Genomic DNA, 26,853 nt, shown 5'->3' on the forward strand with positions numbered 1-26,853 from the left:
CTTCGTTAATAGATAGTCAAAGCGTTAAAACTAATGATGCAACCCGAAAGCATAGATGACAATCAAACGAGACGATGGGAGGTAGGGGATTTGTTTCAGTTCGCCTACGGATTAATTCTGTGTGTTGGTGCTGGCCACACATTTGCGCATTTTATTACTGATCAGGGAATGCCATTGGCCGATATTCAGGATCCCGTCGAGAGGAAAGATGCACAGTTTTTACGTAACACTGGACTACGATATACCTATCAAAGCCGACAGCAACTGGAGGATGACTTTGCAAAAGGGCTGTTCACGCCATTCTTCAAGTAAATAGAATAGTACCCGGTGTTTTTACTTAGGTACAAATGGGACTCCGCCGAAACAAGCATTGTAGCTTGCTTGGCTTTTCTGGGCTATAAACGGTGTCAATAGCCTGCTGGTAGATGAGTAAGTAAAGCAGGATGTAGCTAACTTTTAAGTTTACCTACTATTTATGGGGAAAAATACTTAAAAAAACGTGCAGCTTGTTGTTTGGTTTTGAAAAAAGGGCTTTACCTTTGAGAATCGAACAACAGACTGATGAACAGCTAAGTTAAGGCGGTCGTTTTCACCCTTTTGATGACATTCGCTATGCATAAAATACTTTGGCTTTTATTACTCATAGGACTATATGCCTGTGACAATAAAATGAAACAGCCCCTCGGGCATAGCCATCCAGTAGCTACGAAAACAAACGCTCACAAAGCCAAAGTGGTCATTAAAGATGGCACACATTCTGCTGCCGTAAGTTATTACAACCCCCAGACCAATTACCGGGCTAATTATCAAGTAAAGGTTGAAGTCAACAACGGTCAGGTACGTAAAATTAACTTCCCGGAAGACAGTTATCTCAACGAAATTGAGATCAACCCTGAACAACTCGATGAGACAGGTACTGTAAAACTCCATGATGCAGAGCAACGGGAGTTTGGTGTTGAGATCGTTGACTAGAATAAACTACAGCTTGCCAGCCATAATTCACGTAGTTTTGTTGAAGAGACGAACAATTCTGCGTCTCAACGAACATGATGACTGGTCCACTTCGTTGTGCAATAATAGAAGATGAGCCGCTGGCTCAGGAATTACTCGAAAAATATATCCGGCGTGTTCCGTCGCTCGAACTAATTGCTACGTTCGATGACGCCATTGATGCGTTTGAACAGTTGCCTGCCATTCAGCCGGATGTTATCTTTTTAGACATCAATATGCCCGAGATGACCGGGCTGGAGTTTTTACAGGCTTACCCGACACCACATCCGCTGGTGGTAATGACCACGGCAAATCCCCATCATGCTCTGGATGGATTTGATCTGGGAGTCGTTGATTATCTTCTGAAACCAATTGCGTTCGATCGTTTTCTGAAAGCGGTTGGTCGTCTGAAAGAGCGCTTTCAGGGAACAGGTTCAGCCAAACGTAGCACTAGTATAAATGCAGACGAAACGTTTCAGTCAGCCGTTTCCGAGAATACACGATCCGCTACGTTTATCTATCTCAAAACCGACAAAAAACTGGAGCAGATTCAGTACGACGACATTGTTTTTGCGGAAGCGTTAGGTGATTACATCAAGGTCTTTTTGCCGAATCGATTTGTGGTAACCCACTTAACCATGACGAAGCTGAACGATGCATTACCGAAAGACCGCTTTTTACGCATCAATCGGTCCTACATCATTCAACTGCGGCACGTAAAAACACTGGACGGAAATTCAGTTATTCTCTCAACGGGCGATAATCTGGTTATTGGACCCAATTACCGCGATGTGGTGAAAGAGCGAATTCGGCAGGAGCAGATCGGCTAGAATACGCTACTGATTCATACGCCCTTTTTCATCGTCGTTCCCAAGATTGGTTGTTCGGGCGGCCTTCACCGTCTTTTTCCCAAACGTATAGCTGAAGGACACTTTTACGCGCTGACTGTCGTAAACGCTTTTCATCGTGAAATCGACCAAACCGTAGTTGGATACCAACCGACTATACATGGTACGGAAAACGTCGCTCACGTCAATCCGAAGATTAGCCTGACGAGCCAAGAGCGACTTGTTGACGCTCATTGATACGCCACCAAAACCTTTCTGCATAAACAGGCCAGCGCGGGCGGGCGACATATACATAAGCGTGAGTTCATACGTCCAGGCGTTTGGCAACGTGAATAGGTTGGTCGAGTTTACGTTGACCCACGCACCTGACGAACGATAGGTGCTGAGCTCGTTGACTGGTGAGTTGGTGTAGTTACCCATGCCCATTACCGTCGTGTTTGTCTGCCACCATTTGGTCAGATTCCTGGCGTACGTAGCGCCCAGGTAAATGTCGTTGCCACTGCGTAGGTTGGCATCAATCTGAGTGTATTGCAACGTTTGGTCGTTGGCCTGTAGAACGGTAGTTATCTGATCCCGTACGTACGAATAGTTGGCAAATAGGATCAGGTTTCCTGCTGAGTAGAAGGCGTCTAGCGTGTGCGAGAAGGAAGGCCGAATCATAGGATTTCCCTGAATCAGCGTGTAGGGATCGATCAGGTACCGGTAAGGAACCAGACTGTTCAGGCTAGGCCGATTGACTTTGCGACTTAAGGTCAAGCCCCACGATTGACCATTCGGTAGGGTACGACTTAGTCCAAAGCTGGGAAATAACCCGTGATAAACTCGCGACAGAGCTGACTGGGTTAGGTTTTGTTCGGTACGCTCTGCCCGTAGCCCGGCCTGGATCGACCATCCTTTACTGAGTTGTCGGCTAAAATTGGTGTAAGCGGCATAGGTGTTTTCCTGATATACACCGATGTTGCTAAAGGCGGGGTCGGTGACGTACTGGTTAGCTACGAAATTTTGTTGTTGCAGATGATTGTCGTTACGGATAAATACATACTTTGCCCCAACATCCATCCGCCATTTGCCACCTGGCAGTGGGGTTCCAAAATCAATCTGACCGATAACGTTACGTTGCTTGTTCGGATTCAGGATACGTAGCAGAGTCGCTGGACCGGCCGCAGCGTCAGTCGTTACGTCCTTTTGATACTGAATTAACTGGGTGGCATCTTTATCTACGAACGATTCGGTTATAAAAACGGTCAGTTCTTTTTGGCCGCCTGGCGTAGTCGCGTTGCCAAACAGTCCTTTATAGTTTACGTTCAGGTCGTAACTACCAGTGTTTTCATGTCCATCGTTTAAGGTGCGTATCGTTGAGTCGACGCGCTGTGACGCACCTGACCGGGTGATGGTTCTGGTGTCTTTAGCGTCCTGACCCATTTTTCCGTTCAGGCGAAGGCCAAGCGTGTGCCGGTTATTGAAAGCATAGTCGAGGCCAAGATTGACCGCTGCGGATTGATACGTATTCCGGGTAGACATGTCGTTTTGCTGGAAAGCATCCGGGAACGAGCGATTCAGCAACTGCGTCGAGTAAGCGGTAGAAGGCAGTGCCGCATTCAGACTGCCGAAAACAGTCCACTTTCCCTGCCGATAAGTAAGCGATCCATTGACCGATGAGCGTCCATACTGCCCCTGCGAATACGTAGCAGTAGCCCGGCCGTTGATCCCTTGTTCGCGACTTTTTTGGGTGACGATATTAATAACGGCTTCTACCGTAGCGTCGTAGCGAGCCGATGGGTTCGTAATCACCTCCAGCCGAACAATATCTTCCGCCGAAAAAGTCTGTAGGAAACTGCTTAGGCTGGCCTGACCCATTTGTCGACCATCAACCAGAATTAGTACATTTGATTTGTTGCCGACGCTTACATTGCCATTATCATAGCGTACGCGCGGAGCATAACGTAGTAGATCTTCGACTTTATTACCACGGGTGATTACGCTACCTTCTACATTCATGACGATCCGGTCAGCCAGCTGACTAAGAAGTGATGCCTGAGCCTTCACCGTAACTGTCTCTAAATTTCGGGCAACAGACTCCAGGGTTAAGGTGCCCAAATCGGTTACGGAGTTGTTTTTTATTGTGACAATGGGAGAGTAGAGGTCGCTATAACCAACCGAACTAATACGAGCGCGATACGTACCCGGAGCGATATTCGTGACCATGAAATGGCCTGATTCATCGGTTAACCCGCCTTTCACGATGGACGAATCGTTCGCCTGAACTATAACAACAGTGGCATAGGCAGCTGGTTGGTTGGCTTTTTCGATGACTGTACCGCTGAGTTTATATTGAGCAAGAGCGGAGAATGTAAGCATTGACAACAGGAAGGAGAGGAGCGTTTTCATTCGGGAAATACGTTTGCGTGATTGATGAGGCAAACGTAGTCTCGCATTTCAGGCTGCCCCAGTTAATTCGGTGAAGCCGTTTATCTTTTCGACAAAACCGCAAAAAGAGTTTCATCGAAAAAAAGAGCACTTTCAACGAAAAACGTACCGATGATTGTGGCTGAAGACGATTTTTGATCTATGAATTATGTACGGACTATACAATGGCCCCGTCGCCAGCAAACAACCCAGTTGGTAATACGACTCCTGGCATTACCCATCCTCTTTATTTTGGTCCTCAATGATGGATTTATGATTGGCTTGAGCAATCGATATAGCGATGCTGGGGAGCGAGTTGTCTATCTGCAATTGTTTATACAACTGGCTATTTACTACGGTTGGGGCTATTGGCTTTTTCCGCGTTTTCTATATCGCTTTCGGCCTGTGCTTCTGCTCACTATTGTCCTGATAACGTATACGTTGGTCTATGTTGCCAACTACGCAGGTTTTGTCTGGCTGGAGGGCATCTCTAGCTTGTCGGACAGTAAACCACAAATAATGTCGGGCAGCTTTTACTGGAAATCGACGCTGGATACGTGGAATATGATGCTGGCGAATGGCCCTATTGGCCTTTTTAACCAGTTCCTGTTATTCGCCTGGAACTTTACGTTATCATTCGCCTATCCGGCCGTCTTGCTGGCTTTCAAAGCACTTTATGATAATATGGCGTCGCAGGTTAGTAATGCTCGCTTACAACAGCAGAATACAGAGTTGGAGCTTAATTATCTCAAAAGCCAGATTAATCCTCATTTTCTGTTCAACGTATTGAATAGTGTTTATTCCCTGACCGAAGAGAAGTGTCCGCGAGCAGCTCAACTAGTGCATCAGTTATCCAGCCTGATGCAGTACACACTCTACGAAACGGGCGAGTCGAAGGTGACTTTAGAGAAGGAACTTCAGTTTATTCGGGATTATGTTTCTTTGGAGAAAACCAGAGTGGGTAAACGCGTCGATATTCAGATGGAGCTTCCTGATTTGGCGGGCGAAGACGTTCTGATCGCTCCATTTGTATTGATTCCTTTTGTTGAAAATGCCTTCAAACACGGGGTCCAAAGCTCCGCGCGCAAATCGTGGGTGAAACTAAGCGTAGTGGTTGAGAAAACTACCGTACAATTGTCGGTACGTAACAGCAAACCGGCTAAATCCGAATCCACGGTAGGTGGGCTGGGGTTAGCCAACGCGCGCAAACGGCTGGACACATTGTATCCCGGCCATGTTTTGCATGTGACGGAAGATAAAAATGAGTACTACGTAGTATTGACACTAAACGTAGCAAGCCGATGAGGTACGTAGTGAACAACTGAAAAATTCTGAACAACCGATGCATTCTGCTTCTTATTAAAAGAAAGCCAATACTATGAATGTTATCTTAGGTGCATCTGGTCAGGTTGGTTCCGCAATAATTGATCAATTGATTAACGAAAAGGAACCGGTAGTCGCTGTTGTCCGGAATCCGGAAAAAGCGAAGGAGCTTGAGAGGAAAGGCATACAGGTACGTATTGCGGACGTTTTTGATGGATCGGCCCTACAGGGCGCTATCAAAGAGGGAAACACATTGTTTGTGCTTACGCCTGAAACCACAAGTTCTACCGATGTTATCGGCGAAACAAAAACGCTGTTAACTAACTATAGAAATGCCATCAACGGTTCGTCGATAAAAAAGGTGGTTGGTTTGTCGTCAATGGGGGCTCAGCATCCTATTGGGAATTTAAAGATGTCCTATTTGCTGGAAAGAGCCTTTGAGGGGCTTGACGTTCAGACAGTTTTAGTGCGGCCTGCTTACTATTTCAGTAACTGGCTGCTCTATCTGGATACGATAATGGCCGAAGGACTTTTACCAACATTTTACCCGACCGATCTAAAAATGCCGATGATTTCGCCACTCGATGTGGCCGATTTTTTGACGAATGTGATCGTGCAGGATGTGGAAGGCAACCCAATTTATGAGCTGGAAGGGCCGGGCTGGTGTAATCCCAACGATGTGGCTACTACGTTTGGTAATATACTCGGACGATCCGTAGAAGCCAGTCAAATGCCTAGAGAACGCTGGGGAGATCAATTGCAGCAGGCCGGCTTTACGCAGGATTCAGCCAAAAACTTCATCGAGATGACCCAGGCCGTCAATGACGGAAAAGCAAAACCCGAAGGAAATGGGGCTATACTAGTTAAAACGCAGACAACCTTCAAAGAATACGTAGCAGATGCCATTAGTCGTAGTCGTTCCGCTGCCTAGCTAATACGTAATAAATGCCCAGGACCGTACCTGGGCATTTTTACTATAACTCTTTAATTTTCATTCCTCTAAAATAAATAGGTGCCCCTGCATGTTTACCCTGAAGGCCAATGTAGCCACGTAGCGGCAGATCGGCAGCCGGTTTGTTGAGCCAGGCTGGAACCTCGGACCCATCGGGATTCTTTTTGGCCGATGTGAACTTGGATAGATCAATCGTATTGACGAGTTGATTGTTCAATACGATGTAAATCATTTTACCCTGACACGTAATGGTGTACCGATTCCACTCGTCTGGCTTTTTGACCAGACTTTTGGTCGGAGCCTGATGCCCAAAAAAGGCACCGCACTGCCAGTTGGTAGGTGCTTCAGCCCATTTTTTAGCATGATCGTCCGCAATCTGAATCTCGACAGAATTAGGAATCCAGTTGGCTGTATCGCTGCAATGAACCACTACTCCGCTGTTCGTCCCATCGGCGGTCTTAAAGAACAGGTCAAGCACGAAATCGTCATACTGCTTATTGGTCCAGATCGCTTTGTCTTCGGTTGCCGTCAATTCGCCTTCTGAAAAACTCCATACGCCTTTCGGGTAGCTGGCATCCGATAAGTCTCGTTCAAAAAGTGGTTTCCAGCCAGCGGTGTTCGTATTTGGGTGACCAGTAGGGGGCGTTTGTGCCAGTAATTGACCCGTTACGCTTACCGACAAAGCAATCAGCAATAAAAACGTTTTCATAGTTAGATCCTGTTGTGACGGTCTACTGCAAAGAAAATCGTTTACAAGCAGAGCCCCATCATACTAGCCAGATTTAATCTGCAAGATAGTAGGATGGGGCTGAAATATAATGGATTGCCGACTGGCTACGCAGATACGTTAGCTATCTGATTCGTAGCAGCCAGCGGATTGGCCTGACGGAAGCTTTTCATGATCCAGCCACCGCCCACTACGTCGTCGCCTTCGTAAAATACGGCTGCCTGACCAGGCGCTATAGCCGATACGCCCTGCTCGAACAAAACTTCGATTTTATCGCCTGTTTGCGAAATCGTAGCGGGTGTACCCGCGTCTTTGTAGCGCACTTTCGTGATTGTCTCCATCGGCGCTGGAATGTGGTCGTATTTCTGCAAGTTCAATTTGCTGACGATCATTCCGTCGCGTAGGAGATCGGTGTCGATACCGAGCACGACTTCGTTGGTTTCTTTCCTAATTTCGGTAACGAACATCGGTTGACCGAAGGCCATGCCCAGCCCTTTACGTTGGCCAATGGTATAGAAGGGATAGCCCTGATGTTTGCCCAGAATTTTACCGGTACCTTCCATGACAAAGTTACCGCCCGCTACTTCGGCTTCCAGACCAGGAATTCGACGTTTCAGGAAACCTCGGTAGTCGTTGTCAGGAACGAAACAGATTTCGTAAGACTCCGACTTGGTAACCAGTTCGATGAAACCTTTTTCTCTCGCCATATCCCGGATTTCCGACTTCCGCAGATGACCCAGCGGCAGTTTGGTCCGGCTTAAACTTTCCTGCGATACACCCCAGAGCACATACGACTGATCTTTTAACGTATCGACACCTTTAGAAATGACGTAGCGCCCATCAGCTAGTCCACCGGCTTCCTGGCGGATGTGAGCGTAGTGGCCCGTTGCAATAAATTCGCAGTCAAGACGGTCGGCCCGACGTAGCAAAGCGTCCCATTTGATATGCGTATTACATAAAACGCAGGGGTTTGGGGTGCGGCCTTCCAGGTATTCGCCAGTAAAATGGTCAATGACGTAATCCCCAAATTCCTCCCGGATATCAAGGATATAATGGGGGAAACCCAGGTTGACAGCTATATTACGGGCATCGTTGATGCTATCTAAACTACAGCAGCCAGTTTCTTTTTTCGTGCCACCCGACGACGCATAATCCCATGTTTTCATGGTCATGCCAATAACTTCGTAGCCTTCTTCGTGCAGCATAACAGCTGCCAGTGAGGAATCAATGCCGCCACTCATAGCGACCAGAATACGTCCGTGTTTGCTCATAGGAATCTGCCAGGATTCAAAGTCCTGCGATTATTGGTTTTATATGGTTTTATTTGATTTGATATGTGTTGATTTTCAGTGTATTATGTTTTTGGTTGAAACTTGTAAATACATAGAAAACCACAATTTGTTGTACCTATGTTGTACCAATAAAATGTTATCTTTGATCTAGTTGATCCAAGGTACGGATACGGTTCAACAATTTTGAGCATAAATCCATTCATATAAATGCATAAATTTTATGGCTCACTCCCTCAAAGTCGTTCTAAGGAAAAAGGCGAATGCTAATGGTACCTATCCTTTGGCGATCCGCATTACAGTTGACCGCAAGTCTTCCTACATTCATTTGGGTAAAAATCTACGTGAAACAGAGTGGGACTCTTTAGAGCAAAAAGTAAAGAAAAATCATCCCAACTCTAGCCGCTTAAATAGCTTTATTCGCCAAAAGTTGACAGAGATTGATGGCAAGTTTATCGATTTAGCAACTCAGAATAAAGTCATATCATCAAACGCTGTTCGTAAGCAGGTAAAGACAAAACAGGCTAATTCTTTTTTTTTGTTTGCAGATGCCAGTATGGATACTATGCGCAGACAAGGAAAGTATAACCGTGTGAATGCAGAGCAACCCCGCATCAATATTTTTCGTGAGTTTCTGGATGGTAAGGATATTATGTTTCCAGAGATCACAGTTTCGCTTCTCAACAAGTTCAGGGCTTACCTGAAAGGTGAGCGTCATGTAAGTGAACGCACAGTCATGAATTACATGATTTTGATCCGGACGCTTTTTAACCAGGCTATAACCGATGGGATGGTTGATCCGAAATATTATCCGTTTGGTAAGGGAAAGGTCAGAATCAAACTGCCCGAAGCCAATAAGATTGGCTTAAATGCCGATGAGGTTAAATTGCTTGAAACAGTTGATTTATCTGGCAAGCCCGCTTATTGGTCGCATGCTCGTAATGTCTGGCTGGTCGCTTTTTATTTTGCTGGGATGCGGGCTTCAGACGTTTTACGTTTGAAGCATTCTGATTTTCAAAACGACCGGCTGCATTATACTATGGGTAAGAATGCAAAAGCTGGCTCATTGAAAGTGCCAGAAAAAGTGCTCAAAATCATTGCCCAATATCCAAAGGATGGAAAGCATGATTTGATATTTCCTGAACTACAGGTACTTGATCATTTCAATGATGCTTATGACGTGCAGCGAAAAATCGCATCTGCCATAAAAAGGCTGGACGTGCACATGCGGAAGATAGCCAAGTTAGCAGGTATCAACAAGGTTCTAACCATGCATATAGCACGCCATACGTTCGGTAATCTATCTGGAGATAAAATTCCTATTCAATTGTTGCAAAAACTCTATAGACATACATCCATCACAACGACTATTGGCTATCAGGGAAACTTTGTCCACAAGGATGCAGATGAAGCGCTTGAGACAGTTATAGGAGGTTAGAATATTGCACAGCATCCATTTAATTGCTTTTATAGGCATATTTGTTATTTTGGCTAAAAAATCCAATGGAAGTTATCTGTCTGCACGATGAGGCTTTTTATGCTTTGATTGATAAAGTCCTTGAACGGGTTCAGCAACAGCAAACGGTCAGGGAGGATAAATGGATTTCAGGTAGTGAAGCCATGAAGAAGTTACGCATTCAAAGCAAAACAACATTGCAGAAACTGCGCGACGAAGGCAGCATTCGGTTTTCGCAGCCAGAGAAGAAAATCATTCTATACGATAGCGATTCCATCAATGATTATTTAGCACGCCACTCCAAAGCGACCTTTTAGCCATGATAGAAGACGAAGAAGAACCATCTCCTGAGTTTGTTAGAGGGTATAATCATGGCTACCAACTCGCCAAACACGAACCGGAGCTATTGGACAAAATTTTGAAGTCCTCAAACGATAATACTCCCAACGATTACAGTAGGGCGATGGTGCATGGGAAAACACAGTACGAGCATGAAAAGCTCGTTGCTGAAATGAAAGCCATTCGTGAACGGCAGAAGCAGACGATTAGGCGAAAGCGATAATTCTAATCAACATATCATTTCTTCAAAAAACATCTTCGTTTCTCTGGTTTAGTCAACGACATAAATTTTCATTCGTTGACCTTACGTTTGTCTATATCCTTTTCTTTAATGGATCAAATCCAGACCCTGCGTCGACGGCTGCACATCATTCGCATGGTCGATCGACCTTTTTTGTATCCTTCTCTCAAAAAGCTGGTTGCTCAGCTCAGTGAGGACTTCGACGCGGTTTCAGTACGGACCGTTGAGCGAGACATCCGGGCGATTGGAGCGGTTTATCAAATTTATATTCGAAATGACCGACGCAAAGGGGGCTATTACCTCGACCTGCCCACCGATGAAGATGTGGCTGACTTTGAGCAGTTTGTGCAACTGCTCGAACGACGAGAACGGTTAGAGTTTCTGACATCGTCGGTAGCGAGTATTCGGGGCATTGGGCGCTATTTGCAACTTGAGCATAACACACAGTTTACAGGCAACGGACATTTGCCTCTGTTATGGCAGGCACTACAAACAGGTCGCTGTGTGGAGTTTGTCTACCGAAAGTTTGATAAAGAAGCCGACGAAGGAAAGCTCCGGCGGGTAGAACCGGATTTACTGCTGGAGTACCGTAATCGATTTTATCTGGATTGTTTTGATCTGGAAGCCAATCAGCCACGCACCTTCGGCCTGGATCGGTTGCATGGGCTTTCATTGACGGATCAGCCTATCTCCACCGCCCGCACAGGCCAGCGCCGAACTGACCGCCGACATGCCATCGGCGTAACCTGCCCGCCCGACCTCGAATCCCAGCGGGTGGTTTTGCGCTTCCAGACCAGCGAAGCCAACTACGTCCGTTCACTGCCGTTGCACAGTAGTCAGCGGCTCATTCAGGAAACCCCCGATTTTGTTGATCTGGAATTGACCGTCATTCTCAACCATGAACTTGAACGTGAAATCCTGGCCTTCGGCGAACTGGTCGAAGTACTGGAACCGGCTGAACTGCGGGAGAAGATGGCTAGGCGAGTAATAGGATTGCTGTCCCATTATCGAGCCAAATCAGAATAATATTTCCTGCATTTCTTATCCTAGCGACAAAAAGTGGCGGAGTGTTCATTCACCTTTGACCCACATAGCTTATTAACCCCAAAAAACAACCTTCTAAACCACATATGCGCCTTCAAGTACAACTAACTCCTACTACTCAGTTAGTACCTTACGACCATCTGCATCAACTTACCGGAGCGCTACACAAATGGCTGGGCCAGAACGATATTCATGATGGCTTAAGTTTATACAGCTTCGGCTGGTTACGTGGGGGCGAAAGCCGTAACGGTTCCTTGCGTTTCCCTAAAGGAGCCACCTGGAACATCTCTTTTTTTGATGACGAGAAAGCCCGGCAGTTACTAAAAGGTATGTTGAGCCAACCCGAGTTGGGCTTTGGTATGCGGATTTTTGAAATCCGTGAGGTAGCTCCACCATCGTTTCAGTCCCATCATTATTTCCTGACAGACGGCTCCTCGATCGTCATTCGCCAAAAACGGCCCGATGGTTCGCGAGCCTATCTACTCTGGGATGATCCAGCTACTGACCAGGCATTAACGCAGTCATTCCAGCGCAAACTTACAGCGGCTGGTTTTTCCGGAGCTGACCTCGGTGTGACGGCTTCGTTCGACCGTACCTACCAAAATGCTCGTACTCGAAAGATCGCTATTAAAGGTACTAATCATCGGGGAAGTGAATGCCCGGTGATTGTTGAGGGAACTCCCGATGCGCTGTATTTTGCCTGGACGGTGGGACTTGGTGAATTAACGGGTAGTGGTTTTGGCGCATTACGTTAATCCGATAAGCCCCTATGAGCCAAGAACTTTACTATGTCGTCCGCTACACCGGCCCGTTCGGCTACATCAAACCTTGGACCGCTGTGCGCGATAGTGAGACATTCAGTCAGCAGTTTCTGACACCGTCAATTCTATGTGGCATTGAACGCAAACTATTTCCTGAACTGCTCAATAAGCCCTTCGGCCTATATCGAATAGCTAGTTACCGACTTTCGTACGTTGGTATGTCCATGCAGCAGGAGCAAACGCAACCGCGCGGCTGGAACCGATGGGGAAAGACGCTAGAACGCCCACGCGCCATTTTGACTCGTGGAATTATGCTTAATCCTGCATTGCATCTAGCCTTTCGTACCTTGGCTGATGCTGAGTCAGCAACTCGTCAGCATTTGTGCCTATGCAGAAATGAAGATATTCTATTTCCCGGGCCTGACATAATAACGGTTACTCCTGATGATTTTGACCAACAGCCGTTTGACGGATTTGAACTGGTTTTTGAGCCTTCGGAGCGGTCATTTGTAGTCGGCTATAATCGTTTCGACAACGGGGCGGTGATGGAGGGTTGGCTGAAAATTGTGGGGAATCCGGTTAAAACGAATCTTGAGATATGAGTAGCCCATTTCCACTCCTATTAGCAAAAGGGAAGCCGGATTACACAACAGTAGTTCACCACCTCGACCACGTAAGTGTGGCTACTGTAAAAGCCGCTCAAGCATTCGGGATGGATACTGACTTGGCCAGGAAGGGAAGCATTTTGCATGATATTGGCAAAATTCATCCTACGTTTCAATTCCGTCTTACCAATAAATACCAGCATAGTCCCTTTGATGAACCGTTCCGTCATGAGTTGGCTTCGCTGCTCTTTCTACCCTTATTCGAGCGGACCATCTGGCCACCGTTGATTGAAATGGTTGTAGGTCATCATAAATCCGTGCGGGGTGATTTAAAAGAGCGGGGCATTATTGATTTACAGGTACGTTTTGGGGAGCGGGCTTTTTACCTTCATGCTGGAGCTTGGAATGAAGGCAAAAACCACAATATTCCATTATCAGAAAAAGCGCTGCATGAAGAAGCATGGCAACAATGGTCGCAGGAGGCATTAGCTGTGCTCACTTATTACGGTATTCCAACGCGGCCTATCAATCTGGACGAAGCGCAACAGGCGTATAATGAGGTCTTGATGTATTGTAAAAAGGCTCCAGATGGTTTTTCGGAATGGCGCGGTTTGCTAATGGCTGGCGATCATTTTGCTTCGGCTCTGATTCACAAAACGCTAGATCAGACACAACAGCTTTTCCGAAAACCGGACCTAACGCACTACCAGCGACGCATAAACAATCCACTTTATCCACTTTCAAGGGTTAGTGCGGACTCGGATCGTCCTCATACGCTTGTGACGGCCTGTACGGGAGCTGGGAAAACTGATTTTCTGTTGCGACGATGTCAAGGGCGAGTATTTTATACGCTCCCGTTTCAGGCGTCCATTAATAGTATGTACGGTCGCATTCGGGATGATATTCTGCCCGACAATCCCGGCTTGGATGAACAAATTCGAGTGCTTCATGCTGCATCACGTTTGGTTGTCGAGAAGAAAAAAGTAGAGGAACGTACTCTGCAAGGACACGTTGGGTCAGCCATAAAAGTGTTAACTCCGCATCAACTGGCCTCTATTGTGTTTGGTACGCCCGGTTATGAAGCTACGCTGATGGATTTACGGGGTTGCGACGTCATACTGGACGAAATTCATACGTACACGCAGATTACCCGCAGTATCGTACTGAAAATTGTTGAGATGCTACGAGCCCTAGGGTGTCGAATTCATATCGGTACGGCTACCATGCCTTCTATATTGATGGATCGAATTCGACAAATCTTAGACCCCTCGTCAATTTACGAAGTCAGCCTGACTAATGAGCAATTGGATAAATTCGATCGCCATACCGTTCATAAGCTTTCCAGCTACGCCGATGCTAGTGATATTATCGGCAAAGCTATCACAGCGGGGCAAAAGATATTGGTTGTAGCCAACCGAGTCGAGATAGCACAACAGCGGTACACTGAACTACAAGCAACTTATCCTGACATTTCCATTCTGCTTATCCATAGTCGATTTAAGCGAGGTAGTCGGGGAAACCTGGAACGACGGTTAACAGGCAAACGCGTCGATAAGACGACCAGAGAGCCAATCCGTGAATTTAATACAGCTATTGGACCTTGTATTGTTGTTTCGACGCAGGTCGTTGAGGTCAGTTTAGATATTAGTTTCGATATGATGATTACGGATACCGCTCCTTTGGATGCGCTCATTCAGCGGTTTGGCCGGGTTAATCGAAAGCGTGATGACACAACAATTGGTAAGTTCAAACCTGTGTACGTTATCGCTCCTCCCGAAAACGTGGACGACGCCAAACCCTACGAATTACAGGTACTAAAAGACTCGTTTGCTGCCTTGCCTGGTGACGACGTACTACACGAGCGCGACGTCCAGCGGCTAATTGATCAGGTTTTCCCAACCGTAGACAGCATTGAAATCAATAAAGAAGCCATCTATGTAAATGGTCAATGGGAAATTGAAAAACTGGTTCACCGTCCTAAATCGGTGCTGTTTGAGAAGCTGGAAATTGATTCGATGATCTGCATTACACAGGATGACCAGCCAGCCTATGAGCGCATGGGCTACGAAGAACGTATGAGTCTGGAAATCCCAGTTCGCTACCACACCATTGCCCATAATGGGTTGGATCGATCACCTGTCGGTAATAAGCCGTTTGTTGTACCGAACCGAGCTTATGATAAAGATGCGGGGCTGTTAAAGGACTTCCTGAAACCAGAATTTTATGACAACGCAAACCGATTTCTTTAATCTGCTATCGACATGGTAACTGCCCTTGTAGGACGCGCATTTTTAGCGCATTACAACCAAAAGAATAAGGACAACTTATCCGCTAAGGAGTTTTTCGAACGCCACTATTTTAAGTTGTTTTACAATCACTCAAAGTACATGCAGTGGGTTGGTAATTCGCCTTTTGTTCAGATGAAAAAAGGACAAAAACCACACCTATTGACGTCTGCCGAACGACTGGAAAAATTGAGTGATCTACATAAGAAAATTAAGGCGGGAGCAACTGATGCCAGTATTGCCATTGGGTACCCCGCTTCTGAAGAGAGTGAGTATGCGACCACATCAGGGCAGGTAACTGATTTGAGCCTGACTACCTCCGAGGAAACTGTTTACTGCTCCTGGATTGGTAGTGGTTTGGGTATAGGCGTGGCTGGGGGGCAGTTAATACTTTTTGACCATCCACTGATTTTCGATGCGTTGTTTGCTGGCTGGCAATACTACCGGGATTTTCTAAATGACCCTGCTTATGATAATCTGCCCGGTAATAAAATTAACTCCTGGAATGGTCAGTGGCTTAGCCATGTCTTTAGTGATGAATTTAATGAACACAGTCCACTGCGAGGATTTGCAAATAAGGTATTGGTAGCCGAATCAGGCAAGGATATTGAGATCAAACCGCAATCATGGCTCAATGTGCTACTAAGTATCGCTAGTCAGTTAGCAATCGACTCGCTGACAGGTTATATCTACAAAATGGGGCAAACCAATTCGACATACGGCTTCATCCCATTTCAGCTTACTCAGCTTCAGCGCCCTGAGCAGATTTATGTACGGCTATTTGGTGAAGGCTCTTATCAGAACGACCGCGACAAAATACGAGCGATTTATGGATCGGCAAAGTCGTTTCAACGTATCTGTGAAATGGGTGCTGTTGGAGTAGCTGCGCTGGAACCTAAAGGTCTTCGCGACATCATGCAGGGAGGGAGATACAAACCAACTGACGAAATCACTTTTAAAACATACATAACTTGGTTACTAGCCATGCTAAACAATAATGAATTTTGGGATGAAGCCGGTCATGCTGCCGACCTATTAATTCGATATGAAACTTACGTAAGACCTGATAGGGAGCGTAAGGATTTGAGCCTATCTAGGCAGCATCAAGTCAATGACTTATTATCCGCATCGAACCAGCCAAAATTTATGGCAGCTTTAGTGCCAATTATGGAATCGGCTGATGCTGAAATGAAGGAAGAACTGGAAAAGTTTGCTCATAAAGTTTACCTAATTTCCAGAGATAACTTCTCGTATTTCAATACGCTTGTTCATCTGCGTTACGTAAGACAGTCATAGTGCAATATTGATAGTTTACACCACTTCTAACTCCTAAAATCATGTCATCTTTTTTGTACTTGCGTGGCTTAAAACAAGCTGATTTGACCGTATTCGGTGTTGATAATGGTCAAAAAACGTATTACGACTATCGTGCCAATTACCCTCTTCCTTATTCCAGTGGGCAACAAGTGAAACGCTCAATTATGGAAGCATTCATCGATTGCCTTGGCATACAACCGGCCCCAATAACGTTCATTAGCGTTGTAACAGTCAAGAAGGATAAAAAATCATTAGGTGAAGGGGCTCCATTAGGACTCTGTGATCCTAGTTATCCTGATCAGTTAATTGGGGGTTACATGAACGTTGACAGTAAGGAATCGGAAGGCACTGAAAAACGAACCATAAAACGTCGTAGTCCATTGTCGATTTCTGCTATGCGGCCCTTACATCCTGATTTAGCTGGGGTGAAAACAGAGAATGTTTCTTTTGATAGGAGTGATCGTCCGGAAGTTCACAAGCCTATTGTTCGAGATGAAAAAGGGAGACGCCTATCCGAAGAAGAAATTGTGGAGCTTTTAGGTGGACAAAACCGTAGCTTATTTCGTAAATGGATTCAGGGAGAAAGCCGTGCTGTCGGGTTGTTTATATATGATGTCGCAATTGATCTACGGAGGCTCTTTACCGTGTCTATCAATCAGTTTGAGCCAGAGATTTCACCTGATACAATTGAAGCATTAAAAAGCAAAGGATGGAGCGAAGGACAAAACGTGTTCGGCAAATGTTTAATGGCACCCAAATCAGAACGAGAGAAGATCACAAAAGCCTTAGCATATGCGTTATTGAACTGGCGAATTACGTCGAATCAATCCAGAACCTATAGTCCAATGGAAACTTTAGCTGTGGGAATTAGTGATAACGCTAGTTTAATAGCTGGTTCAATCCGCGTGACCCTGCCACTAGACGATAACGCAAAAGTCGAACCGATAGCGGATGATACCGTTGAAGGCGTCAGTTTATTTGTTCACACAGCGGGGGCGCTTCATAATGTACGATCAAATATTGCTTCTCCCTATGCACTCAAGCAGGCAGAAGATGAACTTATAAAACGTATTACGGCTTACGCCGATGCATTGTAACCATGATCACCTCTAACTCTCGCATTGGTGGTATGCTGGTGGGGTATTACCGCCTGTGCCCTCGCAAAGCGTGGCTGTCGATGCGGGGACTTTGGATGGAACAGGAGTCGGATGCGGTGGCGCTCGGTCGTCTGTTGGACGACCACAGCTATAGTCGCGACGAAAAGCACCTTACCATCGACGCCGAAGCGCCTGATGGTACCGAATTGGTCGGTAAGATCGACCGGACAAACCTTAAAAACGGCGTGCTGCACGAAACCAAGAAAGGCCGCGCCTGCGAGGACTCGCACCGCTGGCAGGTCCGGTACTACCTCTGGCTACTTTATCTCAACGGCGTAACTCGTTCCAACGGACAGCCGTTTACCGGTCAACTGGATTATCCGTTGCTGCGCCGGACAGAACCTGTCACGCTGGATGCTGAACACATCACGGAACTAGCCACTACCGTGTCGGCAATCCGAGCCATCGCTGACCAGGAAACACCGCCCCCGCGTTTAGCCAAACGATCTTTCTGCACCAAATGTGCCTTTGAAGAACTCTGCTATGGATGAACCAAAATGCCGTAGTGGAGCGAGAGGGTGGATGAAGTAACGCGTTCAGTCTCAGTAATTCACTACTATGAAACGACCACACTACCTTTTTTCAAGCGGCCGATTGCGTCGCCAGCACAATACCCTATGCCTAGAGCGCACAACAGGTGAGCGATTGCCTGATGATGCCCCTGACGACGAGGGGTTGCCTTCCGTCGAGGCTGACGGTGCCCGATCTCCGTTTCCCGTCGAAGCCGTCGACAGTCTGTATCTGTTCGGCGAAATCGACATCAACAGCAAACTCGTCACGTTCCTAGGACAGCAGGGTATTCCGACGTTTTTCTACGACTACTACGGCAATTATACGGCCACTCTGTTCCCTCGGGAGGGGCAGTTGTCGGGGCGGTTGCGCGTTGATCAGGCCCGGCATTATCTGAGTGGGAAACGAAGGTTGGTGTTGGCCCGCGCTTTTGTGGAAGCGGCTCTGTTCAACATTGAACGCGTTATCAAATACTATCAACCTCGGTTGGCAGGGGAGGGGCAAGCAGCCGTGCAAGCTACCCTAGTGGAATTGAAAAAAGACCGAGAAGCCCTACCGCTGACGGTTGATATTCCCACACTAATGGCGGTTGAAGGGCGTATTCGGGATCGGTACTATCGACTTTGGCCCCACTTTCTGGGGCCGGAAGTAGCGGCCCGGTTTCCGTTCAACAAACGTGAACGACGACCTCCTTCCAACGAGTTGAACGCCCTGATTTCGTTTGGCAACTCTCTCTGCTATTCGACCGTACTGCGTCAGATTTACCGTACCGCTCTTGACCCGACTATTGCCTATCTGCACGAACCCGGCGACCGACGATTCTCGCTGGCGCTGGACCTAGCCGAAGTCTTCAAACCCCTGCTGGTAGACCGGATGATTTTCCGGCTCCTAAAAACGGGTGAGTTGAATCCAAAGCACTTCGAGAAATACTTGGGTGGATGTTACCTGACCGAGGCCGGACGCAAAATTGTGGTTAGCCATTGGGATGAGCGCCTAAGCCAGACCGTTCAGCACCGCACCATGAACAAGAAAGTATCCTACGAGCGGCTGATTCGCCACGAGTGCTACAAACTTGTGCGTCACTTGTGCGATCCGGTCGGCGATCCGTATCAGGGTTTTCACATGTGGTGGTAACGCCGTTTATACTAAACCGTTATAACTATGCCGTTTTGTATTGCTGTGTATGATGTAAACCAGAAGCGGGTGAGTAAAATGCTCAAATTATTCCGGCGTTACCTAACCTGGGTACAAAATTCCGTCTTTGAAGGTGACCTAACCGTTGGTCAGCTAAAGCAGTTACAACTGGAAGCGGATGCGCTTTTGCAGGACGATGACGGCGTGGTGTTTTATCAGTTTCGCGACGAACGCTACGTCGAACGCATTGCACTCGGCACCGATGAGGTGAACCGCACTAGGTTCTTATAAGTCGTCAGCCTGTTGAATTGGGCGATCAACTCGAAATTAATACGGCCTGTTCTCGAATGATTAGCTAAATCAAATTATACGGCCTGTAAATGGCCTTTTTGTAAAGTCGTCAGCCTCCTGCATTTTTAGCAGTACTAGAGGCTGACGCTTTTTTGTGTTATTTTTAAGCCTGAAAACCTACTTGAAAGCCCTGTACAGTGCTTTTTTAGGATTGGTATCAATCGCACCTTCGGGTATTGAAAGGTATGCTTTAGCCAATTAGGCCAGCGTTTACCGTCGTATCAATCGCACCTTCGGGTATTGAAAGTTGCCTAATGTAAATCTACCTAGCTAATTTATATTTGTATCAATCGCACCTTCGGGTATTGAAAGGAAAGATGGGCAGCGGGACTTTATTCTAATAAATTGTATCAATCGCACCTTCGGGTATTGAAAGATATTCTCGTCGTTCGTAAGAATTCGGCTCACATTCGTATCAATCGCACCTTCGGGTATTGAAAGCTTTGAAATGCGTTTCGTCCGCGCTAGGATGATCAAAGTATCAATCGCACCTTCGGGTATTGAAAGTTGTTATTCAGGTGCTAGCCCCACGATTTGAATCAGTATCAATCGCACCTTCGGGTATTGAAAGGACGTGTCACTCATCTACGGTGGGGACGGACCATCAGGTATCAATCGCACCTTCGGGTATTGAAAGTACTTGATGTTGTTGATGTAGACCGCGACGTAGACAAGTATCAATCGCACCTTCGGGTATTGAAAGTAAAGAATAACCATCCTACTGTTAAGCCGATCGCACTGGTATCAATCGCACCTTCGGGTATTGAAAGGATGGTAATGAGGTAGATAACTGGGCCGCCACAACCGGTATCAATCGCACCTTCGGGTATTGAAAGCTGCTGGAACTCTTCGGGTGATTCGCGCTGAATGAGTATCAATCGCACCTTCGGGTATTGAAAGAAGAGCTCACGAAAGGCACCTACGAAAAAGCACTGGAAGTATCAATCGCACCTTCGGGTATTGAAAGATGCCCGCGCCAAGATTGAACAGGATTTTGCCCAACGTGTATCAATCGCACCTTCGGGTATTGAAAGAACACACCATCAAATCGTAGACAGACTTTTCGCTTGTGTATCAATCGCACCTTCGGGTATTGAAAGGAATACCTCACTGATTATAAGTACCGCTCTGCTTAAAGTATCAATCGCACCTTCGGGTATTGAAAGGAAAGCGAATCTGTTCCCACGGAATACATTGGACTGATGTATCAATCGCACCTTCGGGTATTGAAAGATGCAACGCCCTTTACGATCCAGGTACTGGCTCCTCGTATCAATCGCACCTTCGGGTATTGAAAGGAGCTACCTCAACGCTTACGTCGTTTCTCGAAGGTAGCGGTATCAATCGCACCTTCGGGTATTGAAAGAGAATAAACTGCGCGGTACAGAGACAAAAGATGGATGTATCAATCGCACCTTCGGGTATTGAAAGTAAGCTGCTCAAGCCGAACTGTGGGCAAGGAAGAGTACGTATCAATCGCACCTTCGGGTATTGAAAGGCAAAACAACAAAGCCCACGGTCGGAATCAATACGGCAGTATCAATCGCACCTTCGGGTATTGAAAGCGAAGGGCAAATGGTTCATCGCGGAATCGTTTATTAGAAGTATCAATCGCACCTTCGGGTATTGAAAGCAAGCTACTCCTCTGGAGTCTTTTGTACGGAGGATGTATCAATCGCACCTTCGGGTATTGAAAGTTGTTTCAGAAAATGTTTGCGGCTATGCCACCTCGTGTATCAATCGCACCTTCGGGTATTGAAAGAAAGCAGCCTGTTCAAGCCTCAGCCAGGATACAGACGTATCAATCGCACCTTCGGGTATTGAAAGGACATCAGTATTGGTGGGTAGCTCCGGTTCGTGCTCAGGTATCAATCGCACCTTCGGGTATTGAAAGGATGGTAATGAGGTAGATAACTGGGCCGCCACAACCGGTATCAATCGCACCTTCGGGTATTGAAAGAAAATAATCTTACGCAAGACGGATACCTAAAACTAAGTATCAATCGCACCTTCGGGTATTGAAAGATGCGTAAGTAGGCACAGTAAACAACAAAAACAAGAACGTATCAATCGCACCTTCGGGTATTGAAAGTTATCAAATTGTACTAAGAAATTGCCGTTCTTGCCGCGAGTATCAATCGCACCTTCGGGTATTGAAAGGTTAACAGAACTCGCGACGCAGCTTCGACAAATGGAGTATCAATCGCACCTTCGGGTATTGAAAGGCGATTATCCAGACGGGGGAAGCAGGCATTAAGTTGATGTATCAATCGCACCTTCGGGTATTGAAAGTTCTCAGTTTCAACTTCTTTCCAGTTGAATTCTTTCTGTATCAATCGCACCTTCGGGTATTGAAAGGGTAAATCCACTCAGCCGGATGACGAAAAAAAGCAGTGTATCAATCGCACCTTCGGGTATTGAAAGGATGGCGCTTACTAGCTCAGATGGCGCGATGTGGTTACGGTATCAATCGCACCTTCGGGTATTGAAAGCAGCACCTGCCCCCATCCCTGAGAAGTCTCTTTGCCAAGTATCAATCGCACCTTCGGGTATTGAAAGTGGCTTGTGAGGTTGACAATGAAGAACGAGCCTTTGTATCAATCGCACCTTCGGGTATTGAAAGAATCCCCATACCGGCGCGTCGAATCCGACTGCAGAAAAGTATCAATCGCACCTTCGGGTATTGAAAGGTTGATGTAATTTCTGATAAGGCATCCGCTTTTCAAGAGTATCAATCGCACCTTCGGGTATTGAAAGTGAGAGACCCTGACTAGCTGGAGTTGATTAAGACTGTATCAATCGCACCTTCGGGTATTGAAAGGCCACCCACGGATAGCTAGAAAACGCCGTCACGCCAGCCGGTATCAATCGCACCTTCGGGTATTGAAATTCATCGAGAGGCTCGGTGTTAAGTTACAGGTATAAAGTACCAATCGTGCCGGGAATGTTCAATGAAGTGTGTCATTCCTTCAGACTTTTAAGTAGGGCTTGACTCGATCGCCAAACAAAATGGCCAGTTGCTGGACCGTCAGTGACCAATTGGCTAAAGGCATCGTCCAGGTTTCGATAATCCGTTGTGTGCTCAGGTAAAGAAGTTTCACCAGAGCACTTTCCGAGGGAAAAGCTCCCTTCGATTTAGTTACACAGCGGATTTGTCGGTGAAAACCCTCAACCGTATTTGTCGTATAAACTACCTTGCGAATGGCGGCTGGATACTCAAAAAAGCGCGTTAAGCGTAGCCAGTTTCGTTGCCAGCTTTCAACTACCAGCGGATATTTACTCCCCCATTGATGGGAAAAATCAGCCAACTTTTGTTCCGCTGCTGCCAAGTTAGCCGCCTGATAAATCGGCTTCAACTCAGCCGCTACTGCTTTTTGATCTTTGGAGACGACATACCGCAGGGAGGTGCGCACCTGATGCACTAGACACAACTGGACATCGGCTTGCGGGAAGACCGTTTCGATGGCGTCTCCGAAACCTGACAGATTATCAATCGAGCAGATCAACAGATCTTTAATTCCTCGATTTTGCAAATCAGTCAAGACCGATAACCAGAAACGAGCACTTTCGGCATCGCCGATGTAGATACCTAACAGGTCTTTACGGCCTTGTAGATCAACAGCTAAGACATTATAAGCGGCTTTGTTAACGACTTTGCCGTCCTGACGCACTTTGAAGTAAACTGCATCTAACCAGACAAAAGCGTAGACCGGCTCCAGCGGCCGTGAGCGCCACTGCTCAACCAAGGGTAATATCTTATCGGTAATGGCTGATAGTTGCCCCGTGCTGATGTCCAGTCCGTATAAATCCTGCAAATGGTCCTGGATATCCTCGTAGGACCGCACGGGCGGCCCCGATGCCTTTGCTGTAGAGCGAGAGGATACGGTTATCCAGTCCTTCACCCAGTGTAGTTTGTCGTTTACCAATCAACTTTGGCTCGAAGGAGCTGTCCCGGTCACGAGGCATCTCCACGCTAACGGGCCCGTGCGGTGTTTTAACCTGCTTGGCCTTGCTGCCGTTGCGTCGGTTCGGTCGGCTCTGCTCGTCATGGGCTTGCATTTCTCCCGACAGGGCAGCATCGAGCAAATCTTTTAGCAGCGGAGCTAACACGCCATCTTTACCCGTAAGTTCTTTGTCACCAGCCAGCATCCGCTGAATGGCCTGCTGACGAAAGGCCGTGTAATCGAAGTTTTCTTCCCCTTTTGTATTTTCCATTTACTTATCAAGTTAGTTCATTCCAACTTGACACACTTTACTGAACACTCTCTGGCAATCGCCGATTTCTAAGGGTTGTGTGTATGGGATTTGCTTGAACGATCTACGCTACATCACCAAATATTTTATATTTTCCAAGATGAGAAGGCATTGAACGCTTCAGCCCCAATTTTAAGGGAGGCCTTAATTACGTATCAGTAAAAGTTGGGAGGTTTGGCCTAGAAAGTTGGTATCAAGTACAACAGCTCATACGACAACTGTACTTATGCGTCATCTTGTAATTTATACACCTGATTCACCAATAGACGCCATTTTAGTCCATTTAGCCCTGGTCTGCTACTACTCGTTTCTTGACTAGTGTTGGTTGATGGCATTATCTACATTGCCTTGACTGTTGGAATATGGACTTATTTGTCTGCCTGGATGGATTTGTTTAGTCTGTATATTAAAACTAGCTTTTACAAAGTCATATCCATGAAAAAGTTCCTTTAGCATTCGTTTCTTTGTAAAATTGTTAGTAATACTCCAGAATCGGGGTATGATATACTATTGACCGGAAACAATGATCTGTACTTGTACAGAGTATTACTCCTGATTAGCCAGAAACTGACGCTTTTGTAACATATCCCAAAGCCGGCCGGTTATTGTCTTCCCAAACTGAAAATACATTTTAATAGTACTTTGTCAGCGTTATGGGGTGCTAATATGGTAAAATATAATCTAGGAATAATGACATGCAATTGGGGAGATGTAATCAATCAGTTCAGCATTATATTTGAATGACGGTGTTTATCATATTGCTTCGAGTAGATCCTATTGACGCAGTTCAGCGAGCACTTCCAAAAATAAATCATTAATTGCTATAGAAATATATACAATCTATTGCCTTTTTTTTAGTAAGCTGATCAGAGTAATGTATTCTTATCTTATACCGATTTATTGCGATAGGAGTTCGCTATTGATTGACTATGCGCGCTAATCCAAGACTTTTCTTTTACAGGGTATTGATTAATTCGGACCCAAGCTATCGTATCATTCGATACGGCTGCATGTGGACGACAGCCCTATTACTCATTTATCGTGGTTTTCACTTTCTGGCGACAACAGCTCCATCGTCAACTCAAGAGTCAATTTTAGGATACAGCCTTTTATCTACGGCTTATTTTGGTTTGCTGACGATAGGGGCATACCTGGTAATAACGACGATAACTCATCGGTACATTCTCACTAAATTTGAATTCAGCTACTTTATTGGAGGTATTTGTCTAACGCATTTACTTGCGTCAGAACTAGTATTAATTCATTTTAATCTGTTTTATGCCTTATTCCCATTACCTCAATTGCCACGACTCTACCATATTAATGAAACTCATGTAAAAACATTATCCTATTTAAGGGCTCCCTTCGACAGTGTAATTGTTTGGTTATTCTCTTTCTCACTATTTTATAATTATTTATTATATACAGTTAGTTTCAAGGTATTTAAAGATCTATTTAGTATTCAAAACCGGAAAACTGAATTAGAAAAGGAGGTTATTCAATTAGAGTTCAACTTCTTAAAAGCACAGATCAACCCTCATTTTTTGTTCAATACATTAAATAATGTGTATTCGTTTGCTATACGGTCACCGGAAAAAGTAGCCGATTCTATACTGAAACTCGCTGATTTGATGCGCTATACTTTGTATGAGACGTCTGAGGATCGCGTGCTCTTGACCAAAGAATTATCGTTTTTAAACAGTTATGTCGATTTGCAACGAATTCGCTACGATGAGCATGTTTCTATTGAATTTACGGTAACAGGGACGGCAACGCACCATCTAATACCACCATTGATCCTGATTATACTGGTTGAAAATGCCTTTAAGCATGGCATTGAGGCATCAGCCCAAGAATCATGGGTCAGCATACAGTTAAGTATAGACTCGACCAATCTTACTTTGCGGGTAGAGAATAGTGTCCCCAGGATAAAAAAAACAGTGTCGCCCGGATTGGGTCTGAAAAACATGCAGAAGCGGCTTGCGTATAGTTACCCGGGAAAGCATGCCCTCACAATTGAGTCTGATCCGGCCCATTATCTTGTTACGTTAACTATCACCCTGTATGAGCCAGCCCTATAAAGTCATTATTCTAGATGATGAACATCCTGCCCGTGATCTGATCAAAGTATTTGTCAATCGCATTCCAGATTTAACCTGTGTCGCGACTTGCTCGAATGCCATGAAAGGCCTAGAGGCAATTCAGCAATTAAAGCCCGACTTATTGTTTTTAGATATCCAGATGCCGGAAATGTCTGGAATGGAATTAATGAGTCTTCCATTAAACCCCCGCCCTGAAGTGATTTTAACTACTGCTTATCCGGATTATGCGCTAAGTAGTTATGAGTTTTCGGTGTTAGACTATTTAGTAAAGCCTATTGCCTTTGAGCGGTTTGTGAAAGCCGTTGTGAAGTTTCGCGAAAGGATGCAAATCCCGCTGGCTCCGGTAAGTCATCAGCTGGCTGATGGTTCAGGGGAAAATATTTCCGATAAATTAATAATTTCCCCTGAAACATCGTCGATCTGGTTACGGGAAGAGAAGCGGCTGTTGCAAATACCCTACCAGGAAATTCTATACGTCGAGGCTTTAAAAGATTACGTGAAGGTCTACCTCAATGAGGAAATGATTCTCACACATCTAAGTATTGGGAAGGCAGAAAAATTATTCACGCCGCCCCAATTTGTTCGTATTCACCGTTCCTTCATTGTTCAACTGGCGGCCATTCGGCAAATTGATGGAAATACGATTTTACTGACGAATGGAAAAGAACTGCAACTTGGACCCCTGTATCGGGAAGAACTAAGAAAATACGTACCAGCGTTAGGGTAATTTTAGTCGATTTTAAATGTGTCTTTATCTATTTT

Annotated in this window: 22 protein-coding genes, 1 pseudogene and 1 CRISPR repeat array; of the genes and pseudogenes, 19 read left to right on the top strand and 4 right to left on the bottom strand. The window is 45.9% G+C overall.

Annotated features, from left to right (window positions below):
- The first annotated feature begins 33 nt into the window (after positions 1–33).
- The 3 genes from GK108_RS13415 to GK108_RS13425 all read left to right on the top strand — a co-directional run bounded on the left by GK108_RS13415 (position 34) and on the right by GK108_RS13425 (position 1,820).
- Positions 34–312 (top strand): hypothetical protein, encoded by a 279-nt coding sequence (locus GK108_RS13415; protein WP_163948839.1) that lies wholly within the window; start codon positions 34–36, stop codon positions 310–312.
- Positions 313–669: 357 nt separating this feature from the next.
- Positions 670–972 carry a hypothetical protein gene (locus GK108_RS13420; protein WP_163948841.1) on the top strand — a complete coding sequence of 101 codons (303 nt, stop codon included), beginning with the start codon at positions 670–672 and terminating at the stop codon, positions 970–972.
- Positions 973–1,046: 74 nt separating this feature from the next.
- Positions 1,047–1,820: a LytR/AlgR family response regulator transcription factor gene (locus tag GK108_RS13425; RefSeq protein WP_163948843.1), complete on the top strand. Its 774-nt coding sequence runs from the start codon at positions 1,047–1,049 to the stop codon at positions 1,818–1,820.
- Between the two features lie 6 nt (positions 1,821–1,826).
- Here GK108_RS13425 and GK108_RS13430 read toward each other — a convergent pair whose 3' ends face one another.
- Positions 1,827–4,226, bottom strand: coding sequence for an outer membrane beta-barrel protein (locus GK108_RS13430; protein ID WP_163948845.1), 2,400 nt, complete (start codon positions 4,224–4,226; stop codon positions 1,827–1,829).
- 180 nt (positions 4,227–4,406) lie between these two features.
- On the opposite strand from GK108_RS13430, the gene GK108_RS13435 reads away from it, so the two are divergent.
- Positions 4,407–5,549, top strand: a complete 1,143-nt coding sequence (locus tag GK108_RS13435; protein WP_163948848.1) for a sensor histidine kinase — start codon at positions 4,407–4,409, stop codon at positions 5,547–5,549.
- 73 nt (positions 5,550–5,622) lie between these two features.
- Entirely contained in the window at positions 5,623–6,498 is an 876-nt protein-coding gene (locus GK108_RS13440) for an NAD(P)H-binding protein (RefSeq protein WP_163948850.1), read from the top strand.
- A gap of 43 nt (positions 6,499–6,541) precedes the next feature.
- Here the strand turns inward: GK108_RS13440 and GK108_RS13445 are convergent, their stop codons facing one another.
- Together GK108_RS13445 and mnmA are read right to left on the bottom strand one after the other, a co-directional pair.
- Complete coding sequence (locus GK108_RS13445; protein WP_163948853.1) at positions 6,542–7,228, bottom strand: 3-keto-disaccharide hydrolase; 687 nt, start codon at positions 7,226–7,228, stop codon at positions 6,542–6,544.
- A gap of 125 nt (positions 7,229–7,353) precedes the next feature.
- Positions 7,354–8,517 (bottom strand): tRNA 2-thiouridine(34) synthase MnmA, encoded by a 1,164-nt coding sequence (gene mnmA, locus GK108_RS13450; RefSeq protein WP_163948857.1) that lies wholly within the window; start codon positions 8,515–8,517, stop codon positions 7,354–7,356.
- 241 nt (positions 8,518–8,758) lie between these two features.
- Between mnmA and GK108_RS13455 the strand changes: the two genes are divergently transcribed.
- From GK108_RS13455 to cas2, 12 genes are all read left to right on the top strand, one after another.
- On the top strand, positions 8,759–9,973 hold the full coding sequence (locus tag GK108_RS13455; protein WP_163948861.1) for a site-specific integrase: 1,215 nt from the start codon (positions 8,759–8,761) through the stop codon (positions 9,971–9,973).
- Between the two features lie 65 nt (positions 9,974–10,038).
- On the top strand, positions 10,039–10,308 hold the full coding sequence (locus tag GK108_RS13460; RefSeq protein WP_163948864.1) for a helix-turn-helix domain-containing protein: 270 nt from the start codon (positions 10,039–10,041) through the stop codon (positions 10,306–10,308).
- 2 nt (positions 10,309–10,310) lie between these two features.
- The gene (locus GK108_RS13465) at positions 10,311–10,553 is read left to right on the top strand and encodes a hypothetical protein (RefSeq protein WP_163948866.1); all 243 of its coding nucleotides are present in this window, start codon (positions 10,311–10,313) and stop codon (positions 10,551–10,553) included.
- Positions 10,554–10,661: 108 nt separating this feature from the next.
- Positions 10,662–11,597, top strand: coding sequence for a helix-turn-helix transcriptional regulator (locus GK108_RS13470; protein ID WP_163948869.1), 936 nt, complete (start codon positions 10,662–10,664; stop codon positions 11,595–11,597).
- A 104-nt stretch (positions 11,598–11,701) separates the two neighbouring features.
- The gene (cas6, locus tag GK108_RS13475) at positions 11,702–12,370 is read left to right on the top strand and encodes a CRISPR-associated endoribonuclease Cas6 (protein ID WP_163948872.1); all 669 of its coding nucleotides are present in this window, start codon (positions 11,702–11,704) and stop codon (positions 12,368–12,370) included.
- Between the two features lie 14 nt (positions 12,371–12,384).
- Complete coding sequence (locus GK108_RS13480; RefSeq protein ID WP_163948875.1) at positions 12,385–12,978, top strand: hypothetical protein; 594 nt, start codon at positions 12,385–12,387, stop codon at positions 12,976–12,978.
- Complete coding sequence (cas3, locus tag GK108_RS13485) at positions 12,975–15,230, top strand: CRISPR-associated helicase Cas3' (protein WP_163948877.1); 2,256 nt, start codon at positions 12,975–12,977, stop codon at positions 15,228–15,230. The genes GK108_RS13480 and cas3 overlap by 4 nt, the downstream gene beginning before the upstream one ends.
- A 12-nt stretch (positions 15,231–15,242) precedes the next feature.
- On the top strand, positions 15,243–16,562 hold the full coding sequence (locus tag GK108_RS13490) for a hypothetical protein (protein ID WP_163948880.1): 1,320 nt from the start codon (positions 15,243–15,245) through the stop codon (positions 16,560–16,562).
- Positions 16,563–16,603: 41 nt separating this feature from the next.
- Positions 16,604–17,680, top strand: coding sequence for a CRISPR-associated protein Cas7 (locus tag GK108_RS13495; protein WP_163948882.1), 1,077 nt, complete (start codon positions 16,604–16,606; stop codon positions 17,678–17,680).
- Positions 17,681–17,682: 2 nt separating this feature from the next.
- On the top strand, positions 17,683–18,231 hold the full coding sequence (gene cas4, locus GK108_RS13500; protein ID WP_163948884.1) for a CRISPR-associated protein Cas4: 549 nt from the start codon (positions 17,683–17,685) through the stop codon (positions 18,229–18,231).
- A gap of 67 nt (positions 18,232–18,298) precedes the next feature.
- Complete coding sequence (cas1b, locus tag GK108_RS13505) at positions 18,299–19,384, top strand: type I-B CRISPR-associated endonuclease Cas1b (RefSeq protein ID WP_163948886.1); 1,086 nt, start codon at positions 18,299–18,301, stop codon at positions 19,382–19,384.
- A gap of 27 nt (positions 19,385–19,411) precedes the next feature.
- Entirely contained in the window at positions 19,412–19,675 is a 264-nt protein-coding gene (cas2, locus tag GK108_RS13510) for a CRISPR-associated endonuclease Cas2 (RefSeq protein WP_163948888.1), read from the top strand.
- 214 nt (positions 19,676–19,889) lie between these two features.
- Positions 19,890–22,625: a CRISPR direct-repeat array (repeat unit 29 nt; unit sequence GTATCAATCGCACCTTCGGGTATTGAAAG).
- Positions 22,626–22,704: 79 nt separating this feature from the next.
- On the opposite strand, the pseudogene GK108_RS13515 reads toward cas2, so the two are convergent.
- Positions 22,705–23,950: pseudogene (locus tag GK108_RS13515) on the bottom strand (IS256 family transposase).
- Positions 23,951–24,918: 968 nt separating this feature from the next.
- Between GK108_RS13515 and GK108_RS13520 the strand changes: the two are divergent.
- Positions 24,919–26,070: a sensor histidine kinase gene (locus GK108_RS13520; RefSeq protein WP_163948892.1), complete on the top strand. Its 1,152-nt coding sequence runs from the start codon at positions 24,919–24,921 to the stop codon at positions 26,068–26,070.
- Complete coding sequence (locus GK108_RS13525) at positions 26,054–26,818, top strand: LytR/AlgR family response regulator transcription factor (RefSeq protein WP_163948894.1); 765 nt, start codon at positions 26,054–26,056, stop codon at positions 26,816–26,818. Before GK108_RS13520 ends, GK108_RS13525 begins: the two co-directional genes overlap by 17 nt.
- Positions 26,819–26,853: the final 35 nt, after the last annotated feature.

It is taken from the genome of Spirosoma terrae, from assembly GCF_010435915.1.
Lineage (GTDB): Bacteria > Bacteroidota > Bacteroidia > Cytophagales > Spirosomataceae > Spirosoma > Spirosoma terrae.